This window comes from Thalassotalea sp. 273M-4 (assembly GCF_041410465.1).
Lineage (GTDB): Bacteria > Pseudomonadota > Gammaproteobacteria > Enterobacterales > Alteromonadaceae > Thalassotalea_A > Thalassotalea_A aquiviva.
On the sequence record NZ_CP166961.1, the window covers coordinates 755,278 to 768,624 of the forward strand.

General features: G+C 40.5%; 12 protein-coding genes and 1 other RNA gene. 11 read left to right on the plus strand and 2 right to left on the minus strand.

Annotated features, from left to right (window positions below; all coding sequences use genetic code 11):
* Positions 1-189: 189 nt before the first annotated feature.
* Positions 190-660 carry a CreA family protein gene (locus tag ACAY00_RS03410; RefSeq protein ID WP_371377246.1) on the plus strand — a complete coding sequence of 157 codons (471 nt, stop codon included), beginning with the start codon at positions 190-192 and terminating at the stop codon, positions 658-660.
* A gap of 16 nt (positions 661-676) precedes the next feature.
* On the opposite strand, the gene speB is transcribed toward ACAY00_RS03410, so the two are convergent.
* The gene (speB, locus tag ACAY00_RS03415) at positions 677-1,609 is read right to left on the minus strand and encodes an agmatinase (protein ID WP_371377249.1); all 933 of its coding nucleotides are present in this window, start codon (positions 1,607-1,609) and stop codon (positions 677-679) included.
* Complete coding sequence (speA, locus tag ACAY00_RS03420) at positions 1,609-3,516, minus strand: biosynthetic arginine decarboxylase (RefSeq protein WP_371377252.1); 1,908 nt, start codon at positions 3,514-3,516, stop codon at positions 1,609-1,611. Before speA ends, speB begins: the two co-directional genes overlap by 1 nt.
* Positions 3,517-3,929: 413 nt before the next feature.
* Between speA and ACAY00_RS03425 the strand changes: the two genes are divergently transcribed.
* From ACAY00_RS03425 to ACAY00_RS03470, 10 genes are all read left to right on the plus strand, one after another.
* Positions 3,930-5,372, plus strand: a complete 1,443-nt coding sequence (locus tag ACAY00_RS03425; RefSeq protein ID WP_371377255.1) for a YcjX family protein — start codon at positions 3,930-3,932, stop codon at positions 5,370-5,372.
* On the plus strand, positions 5,369-6,406 hold the full coding sequence (locus tag ACAY00_RS03430; protein ID WP_371377257.1) for a YcjF family protein: 1,038 nt from the start codon (positions 5,369-5,371) through the stop codon (positions 6,404-6,406). The genes ACAY00_RS03425 and ACAY00_RS03430 overlap by 4 nt, the downstream gene beginning before the upstream one ends.
* 268 nt (positions 6,407-6,674) lie before the next feature.
* The gene (gene phhA, locus ACAY00_RS03435; protein ID WP_371377259.1) at positions 6,675-7,478 is read left to right on the plus strand and encodes a phenylalanine 4-monooxygenase; all 804 of its coding nucleotides are present in this window, start codon (positions 6,675-6,677) and stop codon (positions 7,476-7,478) included.
* 40 nt (positions 7,479-7,518) lie between these two features.
* A complete protein-coding gene (locus tag ACAY00_RS03440; protein ID WP_371377262.1) occupies positions 7,519-7,869 on the plus strand; it encodes a 4a-hydroxytetrahydrobiopterin dehydratase in 351 nt (116 codons plus the stop codon).
* A gap of 127 nt (positions 7,870-7,996) precedes the next feature.
* A complete protein-coding gene (locus ACAY00_RS03445) occupies positions 7,997-9,553 on the plus strand; it encodes a sigma 54-interacting transcriptional regulator (protein ID WP_371377265.1) in 1,557 nt (518 codons plus the stop codon).
* Between the two features lie 11 nt (positions 9,554-9,564).
* Complete coding sequence (gene maiA / locus ACAY00_RS03450) at positions 9,565-10,209, plus strand: maleylacetoacetate isomerase (RefSeq protein WP_371377268.1); 645 nt, start codon at positions 9,565-9,567, stop codon at positions 10,207-10,209.
* 174 nt (positions 10,210-10,383) lie between these two features.
* Complete coding sequence (locus ACAY00_RS03455) at positions 10,384-11,274, plus strand: DUF3014 domain-containing protein (protein WP_371377271.1); 891 nt, start codon at positions 10,384-10,386, stop codon at positions 11,272-11,274.
* Positions 11,275-11,292: 18 nt separating this feature from the next.
* Positions 11,293-11,883, plus strand: coding sequence for a lysophospholipid acyltransferase family protein (locus tag ACAY00_RS03460; RefSeq protein WP_371377274.1), 591 nt, complete (start codon positions 11,293-11,295; stop codon positions 11,881-11,883).
* Between the two features lie 106 nt (positions 11,884-11,989).
* An RNA gene (ffs, locus tag ACAY00_RS03465) (signal recognition particle sRNA small type) lies at positions 11,990-12,086 on the plus strand.
* Positions 12,087-12,539: 453 nt separating this feature from the next.
* Positions 12,540-13,259 carry a DUF6445 family protein gene (locus tag ACAY00_RS03470; RefSeq protein WP_371377277.1) on the plus strand — a complete coding sequence of 240 codons (720 nt, stop codon included), beginning with the start codon at positions 12,540-12,542 and terminating at the stop codon, positions 13,257-13,259.
* The last annotated feature ends 88 nt before the right edge of the window (positions 13,260-13,347 follow it).

Genomic DNA, 13,347 nt, shown 5'->3' on the forward strand with positions numbered 1-13,347 from the left:
GCTAGATAACCAAATAAACAAGAGTTGTAAATTCAACATTATAAGAGTGAAATTAACCGCGAATAAGGGCCTAAGCGTATTTTTCTTGAACGATCTGTTGGTTCGCCGGGGCACATACAGCGCCTTTATAAAATCAACAATACTCTATAAATCATAACCTACTAATACAAAAATCATCTTGGAGGTGATATGCGAAAACAACTGATGGCTTTAATACTGCTTATTGCAGTTATAGGGTGTTCTGATAACGAAGTAGGGGATGTATCTTTAGGTCTTTTTACTTTAAAAGATATCAAGATTTTATCCTTACAAGATGATGTCGTTACCGGAGTGACATGTCATATTGCGTCTATTGAAGCTAATTTGAGTTTTTCTGACCCCAGTGATAGTTCTATTGCGTGCCGTCAAACGGGCAGTATAACCGCTGAAATGATCGCTAAAATAGATAAAAGTGCCTCTGGTGAAGTGGTGTTTAAGCAGTCCAAGAGTATCTTTTTTAAAAGTATGAAGGTAAGAAGAATTTACGATCCAAAGAATCAGACTTTGCTGTATTTGTCATACACCACAAAAGAAACGGAAGGTAGCTTTAAACACAGCTTATCGACCGTACCGCTTTGGGGAACACAAGCTTATGTCACCCTACCGGTACAAGTGCGATAAATATTGTTTGCTCGTTTTACTCACTGGCATTTATTTTGTTGGCCGTCCAAACATGCAGCATCTCAAGACCAATTGTGGCTCCGGCAAGTGCGGTGATTTCACTTTGATCATAAGCTGGCGACACTTCAACAACATCCATGCCTACGATATTAATGCCATGCATGGCTCGAATTAGTTTGAGGATTTTGTCCGAGTTCATCCCTCCGCACACAGGGGTGCCAGTCCCTGGAGCAAAGGCTGGGTCGAGGCAGTCAATATCAAAGGTGATATAAACCGGTTTTTTTGCCACGATTTTTTTTATCTTGCGAATTAACTCACTCACCGACATATCATTTGCGTGCATCGCATCGATCACATGAAACTGATGGTCATGCTTAGAATAGTCGGTGCGAATACCTATTTGCACCGAATGTTTTGGCGAAATTAAGCCTTCGTTAGGGGCATGAAAGAACATCGCGCCATGGTCATAACAGCTGCCGTGTTTATAGGTATCGGTGTGGGCGTCAAAATGAATAAGCGCCATTTCACCAAAATGCTTTGCATGAGCTCGCAATAATGGCAAGGTCACGTAGTGATCCCCACCGAATGAAAGTAAGGTCTTCTTACTCGATAAGATAGCGTCAGCGGCGGCTTCAAGACGTACGGTTAAGTCTTTGGCATCGCCGGTATCAAAGACTAAATCGCCGGCATCAATCACCTTGGTATGTTCAAATAGATCGAAATTCCAGGGAAACTTGTGAGTTTCCCAGGCTAAATTTACCGAAGCTCGGCGAATGGCATCGGGGCCATGTCTGGCCCCTGCGCGTCCTGATGTCGCCATGTCAAAAGGGATGCCAAGGACAACAACATCGGCATCGTGTTGAGTCGGGTCGGCAACCAAAGGGCGACGCATATAGGTCATCGCATTGGAGTATAAAGAGTAGTCGGTTTTACTAAACAGATCGTCCATTAGAAATCCTCCAAATAAGTATACCCCATCAGTCCATGCTCTAGCTCTTGTAGTATTCCCTGTTGTTCTTGCTGTGGTATTTTGGCTTCTACCAAGGCGCGGTAGTATTGACGAATTTTGTCGGTATCAATGTGTACGTATTGCATCATTTCTTCAACCGTATCGCCTTCGTTGATAAAGTCGAGGTTAACTTTGCCTTCATCTGATAAGTTGACCACGACGGAGTGAGTATCGCCAAATAAATTATGCATATCCCCCAAGATTTCTTGGTAAGCGCCAACGAGGAAAAAACCGATAAGATATGGTTTATTCGGATCCCAAGGAGGAACAGGTAGGGTTGTTTCAATACCTTGGCCGTCTACGTACTGGTCAACCGTACCATCTGAATCACAGGTAATATCCAGAATCACTGCGCGCAGATCGGTACCTTTATCTAAGTCGGTTAATGGCATAATAGGAAAAACTTGGTCAATCCCCCAAGCATCCGGTAACGATTGAAATAGCGAAAAGTTAACAAAAAACTTATCCGCTAAACGCTCACTAAGCTCGTCAATAATAGGGCGATGATAGCGATTCTTACTACTCATCTTTTGGTTGAGTTCGTAATTTATACGCAATGATACTTGTTCGGCCCATGCTCGATGTTGCAAATTTACCATACCCGCTGAAAACTGATTATGAACTTCAGCAATGTCATTTTGGGTATCATTATAAATTTCAATGAGCGCTCTATCATCTTTGCCGTGTAGTAGCTCTTGAAAGTTTTCCCACATATTTTTTAATAAAATAGGGGCGGCTTCTTCGGGTGCAAGAATATCTTCGGGAGTGTAACTTTCGGTGCCAATCACGTTGCCAATTAACACTGCATGGTGGGCCGTTAATGAGCGGCCAGACTCCGATATAATGACAGGTTTTGGTTGGGAATATAACTCACAGATATCACTAACCGTTGAGACGATATTGCGAGCGTACTCGTTTAGCCCATAGTTCATAGAGTTTGATGATTGGCTGCGAGTGCCATCATAGTCGACAGCCAAACCGCCACCCACATCCAAATATTTTAATTTCGCTCCGTGATCTCTTAGCTCACAGTAAAATCTCGCGGCTTCACTAACGCCAGTTCGAACATCGCGAATATTGGCCATTTGAGAACCAAGGTGAAAGTGAACAAGTTGCAGAATATCTAACTTATCTTCTTGTTTTAGTCGATCTAATACCGTTAAAACCTGATGAGCGGACAAACCAAATTTAGACTTTTCTCCGCCACTGGCTTGCCACTTACCGGCACCTTGTGAGGCCAAGCGAATGCGAATACCAAGCCTTGGTGTTACGTTTAAATCTTTGGCTTCTGAAAGTACTAAATCAAGTTCAGAGAGTTTTTCTAGAACGATAAATACTTTATGCCCCATTTTTTCACCAATTAAGGCAAGTCGAACATATTCTCTGTCTTTATAACCATTACAAACAATAACCGAACTGGCTTTTTGGGCTAATGCCATAACCGCCAGAAGCTCTGGTTTACTGCCTGCTTCTAAGCCCAGTTGTTTTTGTTCAAGTTCGACTTGGCTGTTTAATATTTCATCAACCACTTCTCTTTGTTGGTTCACTTTAATTGGGTAAACCAACAAATAGTGATTGGGGTATTGGTAATCTTCAATGGCTTGGTTAAATGCATTACAGATGTTGTGCACACGCTGATGAATGATTTGTGGAAATCGAACCAAGGCCGGTAAGCCAAGATTCTTTTCTTCTAATTGAGCCACGATCTGACTTAAAGGAACTTGATGCTCAGAATTATTTGGTGAAACGAATACTTCACCATTGTCATTTACGCCATAAAAGCCTTGACCCCAATGTTTGACATTATAGCCAGCACGGATACTTTCCACATTGACAGAATCTTTCAAACTGAAATCCTCTTAACTAAATTAAACGATATGTGTGGGAATGGTTAGCGAGGTTAAGTCACAGCATTGCTCAATGACATAAAAAACAAACATGGCTAACACGTTATACTTATATACTAGTTCAAATACCAATAACTGCTGTCTCAGAATCGAAAAACCTCAGTTGCGGTTATTGAAACCGCCGGATTATAGGCTAAAGTCTTCTTTTGTCTAATAAAAATTTATCTTTTTAGGTCGTTTTTAAGGTTTTATTTACAGCCCCAGAGTGTTTTTTATCCAATCGTTGATAGGGCTGACTTTTTAGGGCAAAAGTTAGAACACGTTTTTAACGACAAGGCGCTGATTTTAACACCGCTTTCATTCAACTGAAGTTTGAATTAGAGTAGAGACATCACTTTTTTATCGGATATTACATGGCTGTATTTTCATCTAAGTCGCTGGTTAAATTTAAAGACAAAATTGAAAGCTCTGCTAAAGAGCTCTTTCATCGCAGTCTTGATCAACATGTTAAATTAGCGGTGACGGGGTTAAGTCAAAGTGGTAAAACGGCTTTTATTACCTCGCTCGTTAATCAACTGATTAATGAAGGGCGAGGGCGACCGTTACCGTTTTTCGATGTAGTGCAACAAGGGCGTTTTATTGCCGCCAAAAGAGTGCCGCAAAATAATCTACATATTCCACGCTTTAGTTATGACTTGGCGATAGAAAATTTATCATTGCAACCACCCCAATGGCCTGAAGCAACCCGTTCGATTAGTGAATTAAGACTGGCGATTCGATATTACCCGCAAGATTCATTATTAAAATATGCCACGGAAATGGCGACCCTTTACCTTGATATCACAGACTATCCAGGGGAGTGGCTATTAGACTTACCAATGCTAGAACAAAACTTTGAGCAATGGTCAGAGCAAATGACAGAACTGCTTAATACCCCACCTCGAAACGCCTTGGCGCAACCATTTTTAGATAAAGTTGCTTTAATAGACCCATTTGCGGTGGCGTGCGAAAACCAATTGGCTGAGTTGGCCGATGAATATACCCAATTGTTGCATCAATTTAGACACGAATTGGGTCTTTCTGTTATTCAACCCGGTCGCTTTATTTTGCCGGGGGAACATGAAGGCGCACCCATTTTGCAATTCATTCCATTTCCGTATTTCTCCACCATTAATAAAGATGTGTATCAACAAGCAGGTCAAGACACCTTTATTGGGATGCTTAAAGCGCGCTATAAACAATATTGCGAACGCATTGTAAGGCAGTTTTATAAACAACATTTTGTTCATTTTGATCGGCAAATCGTGCTGGCCGATTGCCTAACCCCTCTTAATCATGGGACACATGCATTTAAGGATCTGCAAAAAGGCCTCAACTTAATCATGAAAAGTTTTGCATACGGTAAATCCAATGTGTTTACTCGGTTGTTTTCGCCCAAAATTGATAAATTGCTATTTGCAGCAACGAAAGCCGATCATGTTACCGCAGAACAACATCCCGCATTAACCGGATTACTTGAACAATTGCTGATGCAAGCAAAGCAAAATTTGAGTTTTGATGCGATTAAGATGAAGTCACTAACGCTGGCGTCGGTGCGAAGTACGATGGAAGGTGAAACCCAATATCAAGGGCACAAGATAAATGTCTTAAAAGGCCGGCGATTAGATAATCAACAAGTGATCACGGTTTTTCCTGGCAAAGTCCCAAGTCAATTACCCGAACCGTCCTACTTTGAGCAACAACCCTATAACTTTATTGCATTTTCTCCTTTAGAACCGTTAGCTGAACATCAGGCTTTAGATCAAATAAATATGGATAAAGTCTTGCAGTATTTACTTGGAGACAAATTAAAATGAATCCTGTCGATAAAGAGTTAAACCAACAAATATTATTTGATGATGATTTGCTATCAACCGATGCAAAGACAAACGACAAGATGCCTGAGCAACAAGTGGTGTTGCCAGAAACGGCTTGGCAGCCGGTTGAAGAGTTTATTGAGCAACCCGAGAGCATAACAAAGAGCAAACCTCGTTGGCTGTGGCGCATTGCCGGACTCGCGTTTACAGGGGTTGTGGTTTATGAATTAATCGACTTTTTTATTGAAGGCTTTGCTAAGTCGCCCATTATTACCTCGGTTTATGCGGTGTTAGCCACCAGTATTGGGGTTATTGCAGGACTCACCGTGAGCAAAGAGTTATGGAGCTTGCGCCAATTTAATCGACAACAAAAACAACAAGCTCAAGCAAAAGCACTGTTAACGCATCAACAAAGCTTTGACGCTAAGGATTTTTGTCAGCAAATAAGCAAACAATTACCCATAGATCAAATTAACCAAGATCAAGAGCGTTGGCTTAACAGTATTGAAAGTCATCACAGTGAAGAAGATATTCTACAACTGTATAGCCAACAGGTATTAACCGACGTCGATAAGCAAGCGTTAAGCTCAATTTCAAAACTCTCAACCGAAGTCGTGCTCTTGGTGGCTATTAGCCCTATAGCCGTGGTGGATATGCTGATATTACTTTGGCGAAACTTTAGGCTCATTGACAAAGTTGCAGGCTTATATGGTGTTCGCCTTGGTTTTTGGGCTCGAATTGGCTTAATTAAACGCGTATTTAGAAATATGATCTTTGCCGGAGCAACTGAAATCATTGCCGATGTTGGTGTTGATTTACTCGGAGTAGATGCTTTGGGAAGATTATCCACTCGGGCTGCTCAAGGCCTAGGCGCGGGTATGCTCACTGCTCGATTAGGCCTACAAACCATGTCATTGTGTCGCCCGATCCCCTTTATAGAGCAACCTCCAGGTATCAGCCATGTTCGGCGACAAGTTATCACGCAAGTAAAAGCGTTACTAACGTCTTCTCATGCTGGCAACGCAGATAAATAAAATTTGGTTAATGAGTTGTAAAATATTCCTTACAAAAGTGTTCGAGCTGATCTGCCGAAGAATTTTAACTTAGCATCGACTTTATTTAGTATGAGAACAACTCGTGAGCATTTGCGCTGTTACTCTTTCGTTAATCGCGAGATGAGCGCCAAAAGCATACCCATAAATAACGTTGAAATTAATTAAACCCTAAAGGCCTATGTCCTGCCTAGTTTTAGGGAAATACAACAATGCAAAAAATTAAGCGTTGTATGTGAAGGAGGCTGATGTGTCGAAAACTACGAAATATGTTTCAAAACAAGCCAATGAAGACGGCTTTATTGCGTGGACTGAGCAAGAAAACAGTATTTGGCAACGCTTGTATAAGCGACAATTGGCGTGTATTAAAAATAAAGCATGTGATGAGTTTCTCCAAGGTTTGAGCTTGCTTAATTTACCTCAAGATAAGGTGCCTCAATTAATAGATGTTAGTAAAGTGTTGCTCGAGCATACCGGCTGGCAGTGTTACCAAGTGCCGGCTTTAATTGGTTTTGAACAGTTTTTTCAATTACTCTCAGAGCGTAAATTTCCCGTTGCGACCTTTATTCGCAGTGAAGATGAATTTGATTATTTGCAAGAACCCGATATTTTCCATGAAATTTTTGGTCACTGCCCGTTATTAACCAATAAAGATTTTGCTAACTTTACCCAAAAGTATGGCGAACTCGGGCTAAAGGCCAGTAAAGAAGATCGGGTTTACTTAGCTCGACTATATTGGTTTACCGTTGAATTTGGTTTAGTACAAACCGAGCAAGGATTAAAAATATACGGTGGTGGGATTTTATCCTCACCTGAGGAAACGTTATATTCTCTCGCCGATAGTAAAGCAATTCGAAAACCGCTTGACCCTTTAGATGCGATGCGAACACCGTATCGGATCGACATTTTGCAACCCATATACTTTATCCTTAATAACATTCATGATCTTGATGCGTTAAGTAAAAAGGATTTAGTTGGTTTAGTTCAACAGGCGAAAAAATTGGGGTTGCATCAGCCTTTGTTCAAGCCAAAAGACATACCCCAAGCAAGTTAACAGTCGTAAGATACAAAATTAACAACATAAAGAGACAACAATGACTACAGATTTACTGCAACAAAAATGCGAAGCTTGTCGTGCTGATGCGCCACAAGTTTCAGAACAAGAATTAGCCCAATTGATCAAAGACATTCCTGACTGGGTGGCTCATGCCCGTGATGGTGTGATGATGCTCGAAAGAGAGTTTGAGTTTAAAAACTTTAAGCTTGCCTTAGCATTTACCAATAAGGTTGGGGCTTTAGCTGAAGCCGAGTTTCATCACCCAAGTATTACTACAGAATGGGGTAAGGTTACCGTTACATGGTGGACCCATGCAATTGGTGGTTTACACAAAAATGATTTTATTTGTGCAGCTAAAACAGACGCGCTTCTTGATTCAAGTGATTGATATTTAGCAGCTTTGTTAGGTCTTCCCGATGCCTTTAAGTGTTTTTAGAGAGAAAAATAGTAGCAAATAACGCGGTCTGTATGTAAAATTATGTTTACATTAAGGTTGTGATATATGGGAACTTTTTGTGCGTCTAGAAATCACTTGCAAAGACCGAGTTGGCATTGCCAATGAGGTTTTTGCCATATTAGTTGAACAAGATATAAATATCAAAGGCATTGATGCGACGCCTGAATCAGGGCAAATATTCGTTCATATTCCCGATCTGGAATTTGCCCATTTACAGCAATTTATGCCTAAATTACGCATGGTAGATGGTGTTATCGATGTTAAAACTACCATGTTTATGCCTTCTGAACGACATCGTAATGTTCTTGATACCATTGTTCGCACTCTGCCCGATCCGATGTTCTCCATTGACACCCGAGCCAACGTATATGGCGCCAGTGATATTGCCCTTCAAAGAATCGGTGCTCAAGAAGCGGATGTTATTGGTCAACCGATAAGTCATTTTATTAAAGGTTTTCATTTTCATCGTTATATGGAAGGTGATGATATTTTGGCGCAAACTCGAAAAATTAAATTTCAAGAAGAAGATTATGTTGCCGATATTTTACCTATTACTGTCGACAGTGATAAAGATGAAGATGAAAAAGTCTATACCGGTGCTTTGATTATTCTTAAATCGGAAGCCCGTCTTGGCCAGCAGGTACACGCTTTTCGACACCCTAAAGACAATGACTTTGCCGGCATTGTGCAACATTCTCCATTAATGCGAAAAGTGGTCAGAGAAGCGCGAAAAATCTCGTTGTTAAACTCTGCCATATTAATTCATGGCGAAGTTGGAACGGGTAAAGAATTATTAGCTCGCTCTTGTCATAATGCCAGTGAGCGCGCCGAAATGCCTTTTATGACCATCAACTGTGCCTCTTTACCTGATGCCACGGTCGATGAAGAGCTTTATGGCAAAATCCTTACAACCAAAGAGTATAAAAAAGGCGTTTTGGAATTAGCCGAAGGCGGCACCCTTTTTCTTGATGAAGTTTCTTATATGACGCCATTACTGCAGTCCAGATTACTGCGCAGTTTAGAAGACGGTTTTTTTCGCCGAGAAGGTGAAGAAAAGCCACGAAAATTTAATATTAGATTTATCAGCGCCAGCAGCCAAGATTTAAACGAACTGGTCAATGAAGATAAGTTTCGTCAAGATTTGTTGCACTTGATAAATACTTTTGAACTGAAAATACCTGCACTAAGAGAACGAATGAAAGACATTGTTCCTTTAGCAGAGCACTTTGTATACAAAGCCGTTGAGCTTAATCATCGAGAAAATGTCATCATTGAGCAGGCATGCCTTGAGTTTATCGAAACTTATCCATGGCCTGGTAATGTCAGACAATTAGAAAACGTGATGTTACGTGCCGTTTCACTATTAGAAGGTGAAGTACTTACCATTGAAAGTCTTAACTTACCGGTTTACAGCCCTGAACAAGGGTATTTAGAAGGGCAATTTGTTGGAACTTTAGAACAAGCGGTTAAAGGTTTTGAAGCCGATTTACTGAGAAAACTCTATCCAGCTTTTCCCAGTACCCGACAATTGGCAAAAAAACTGGGTTTAAGCCATACCGCCATCGCGAACAAATTGCGTGAGTACAATATCAATAAAAAAACCGTAAAAATATAAATGGGGCAGTTATGATCAAATTATATGGCTATTGGCGCTCGTCTGCGGCTTATCGAGTACGATTGGCGTTGAATTTAAAAGGCCTAGAGTATCAATCTCAGTCGGTACACTTAGTTAAAAATGGTGGCGAACAGCATTTAGAAGATTATAAAGAGCTCAACCCCAATCAATTGGTGCCAACCCTTCAAGATGGTGATTTTATCCTAAATCAGTCATTAACCATTATTGAATATCTAGAGCAAAAATACCCTAATAACGCTTTGTTTCCTATCGATATAGAAGCAAAGTTCTTAGCTAAAGCCCTGGCCAATGATATTGCATGTGATATACACCCGTTAAATAATTTAAGGGTGTTAAACTACTTAAGCACAGAACTTGGGGTTAATAACGAGCAAAAAAAACAATGGTATCAGCATTGGGTTAAAACCGGCTTTGATAGTCTTGAAAACCGATTGGCTCAGACCAGCAAACGTTTTAGTGTTGGTGATGACATTACAATTGTCGATGTGTGCTTAATCCCGCAAGTATACAATGCCTTGCGATTCGATGTAGATATGTCATCATATCCAACCATAACCAAGGTCTACAATAATTGTAATCAATTAACCGCGTTTATTGATGCAGCTCCTGAAAATCAGCCTGATGCGGTGTTGTAAGATGGCCTGAGGGGCGGTTAATCAGTTTGGCGCTGATAACGAAAGAGCCCAAACGTCGAGTATTTATTATTGGCTACAGTGCGAATGTCATTGAAAAGGTGTTTTGACTACACTTCAGATCACAAATTGACTATTCTAATAACGGTAGATGTTTCAAAATCATAAGGTATTATCGTGTCAGAGCAATTATCTAACAATTCAATCGATGACAAAGAAGGACGCTCTTCTACGGTCGTTTTTATCCTGATTTTCTGTGTTGTTGTTGCAACCTTTGTCTATTTACTTATCGATGAAGAGCAGGAGCAGGTTGGATCGCCTCAAACAATCATTGATGAATCAGAAGTGATCATCACCACGGAAGAGTTAGAACAACCGCCTGAGCTCGCGAACCCTGTTGCAGAACCGCAAAATGTTGAAACAATCACAGAACCTGATCCAATAGAGCCGATAAAACCTAAAATTGCCTTACCAAAACTGGAAGCCAGCGATGAGTTTATTTTGGCAAAAATCAGTGAAATTAGTTGGCGCAAAGAATTGTTAGACCTAATTGTCACTGAGGATGTGATCCGCCGAGCAGTGGTATTTACCGATAATTTTGCTCGCGGTGACTTAGCCTATACGCATTTACCAGTGAAAGAGCCCGATGGCAGCTTTTTGACCGATACTCAAGGGCAAGATAACGAGGTCTTTACCATCTCGGATGTTAATCAACAAAGGTACCTTCCTTATATTGATTTACTTAATTCATTTGAACCAGAAACCTTGGTTGCGCAGTTTATCCAAACTAAGCCTTTATTTGAAAAAGCCTTTAATGAACTCGGCTATCCTAATTTAACCTTTGATGATGTATTGCAACAAGCTATTGACCGCGTGTTAGATATGCGTGTTATTAACGAAGACGTTGAGTTAGTTCGCCCTAATGTTATATACCAATATAAAGATTCAGACTTAGAAGCTATGTCACCTGCAGATAAGTTCCTGCTCCGTATTGGTAAAGAAAACTTACTGCAACTGAAAGCCGTCGCCCTAGAGCTCAATAACCAATTAAATTTACAAAAAAACTAGCTTTGAAGATCTGTAAAAATGACCCAAAAGTTACCTATACCGCCACCCAATGTCCCACGAACAAATAATCAGTTTGCCGCTTGGTTTGGCCGGTTATTAATCAACACCTCTGGTTGGTCGTTAAGTGGCAACTTACCCGATAAAAAAAAGTTTATTGTAGCGGTCGCGCCACATACATCGAACTGGGATTTTTTGGTCGGTGTTCGAATTAAATTTGCGCTTAATCTAAACCTTCATTTTTTAGGCAAAGATTCACTCTTTAAAGGCTTGTTAGGGTCTTGGCTTAGGTACTTGGGGGGGATCCCCATTGATCGTTCTGCGCCTAACGGGGTGGTTGGGCAAATTGTCGACCGATTTAATAAAGAAGATGAGTTGGTTATTGTAATAGCACCAGAGGGTACTCGTTCAAAAGTAAGCAAGTGGAAGACTGGTTTTTTACAGATTGCCAAACAGGCTAAAGTGCCGGTGGTGATGGTAAAATTTGATTATGCCAAAAAAGATGTGCATTTTTATCCTGAGCGCTACATCGAAGGTGAAATAGAGCAAGAATTAGCCAGTGTGCAAAGCTTGTTCAGTCCTGATTGTGCAAAAATACCGCAGAATTTTTAATATTAAAAATTAATCCTTTATTGCTTTATAATTCACTTGCATCAAGCAATACAATTCGACATAATGCGCATCCTAACAGCAAGTTCTGTTAGCTCTATGGTACCTCTCTTGGTCCTCTCGCAATGATACTCTGTGAACTCGGCCAGGTCCGGAAGGAAGCAACCGCAGCAGACGACTCATGTGCCGGGATGTGGCTGAGGGAGGGACCACCCAAATAATGCTTCACCCATTTTCCCCGCTTTTTATCTCTTTTATCAGACTCTTTTATCAGACTCTTTACCTTGTTTGATTGATTTGATTTTTATTTTTCTTCCTATGTGCGTCAGTAAAAAATAGCCGGATTGTTTTAACATCGTGCTTTGAATCATCGACTCGCTTTTTATTTAACGTTAAGGCCTAGATAGCGACACCAAACTATTGAAAAAAATCGCTTTTGCCTTGATGATATAAATAAAATAATAATATCTAAATGTTTGTGTTTAATTTTGCATAAAGTAGCTATAAAAGTGTTTTCGTTTTTGCCATAGCAAACTCTATTTCGCGACCATTCGTTGCGGCGCTATGGGCTCTTTAAAGCGTTAAGCATAGATATTTTACATTCATTGCATGGCTACATTATAAAACATAGGGCCATGTATCTAGTCAGGGAGACTTTGATGACAAATTCTACGCGTAACTTTATCCCCCCCTCGGCACCGCCACTTCAAACAACAGCATTATCGCTTCCTTATGAAAAACCCGTGTTAGGTGAGAACTATTGGATAGTCGATGACTTTTTTACCAACAAAGAGGCAAAAGACATTGCTAATCGATGTTACTTAAAAAGTAAATGGAAACTGGGGAAGCCTTATACCAATGAATTGTGGCCTGGCATGCGTGCTAAAAATGCGCTGAGAAAAAAAGAACTGGCTAAGGTTGAAGCTTGGATAAAAGAAAAAATCCAACAAGATAACATTTGGGTGGTTGACGATGAAGATGTTATCGTCGACAGCAATACTGCGATTTTAGTTGGGGCAGAAGAGGGCAGTGCAAGACCGCATGCAGATAACCGCAGACTTTGTCGATATGGTGCGGTTTTATATTTACACCAAAGCCCTAGTGCGCATTCCGGTACCTCATTTTATCGGTTAAAAAATGCGGATGGCAGCTTGGGTGGGAATATTGTGAAACCGCCATTTGAAAACTTAGTTGACGCTTTAAATACGACTTCATTACCAAAAGATAGTTGGCACGAAGAACTGGCAATAGAGAATAAGTTTAATCGCTTAATATTATTTAAAGGCAATATCGTCCACTCTGCTAGCAGTTATTATGGCCAAGATAAGCGTGATAAAAGATTAGCCGTTACGTTTTTCTATATGACAGATGAAAATTAGAAATCAACTCATTTGTTTGAACTCGCCAACAGGGTGAATTAACTAACGCTAATGCTAAGGCGCTTCAAAGTCAGGCGCTTTGCTGTTT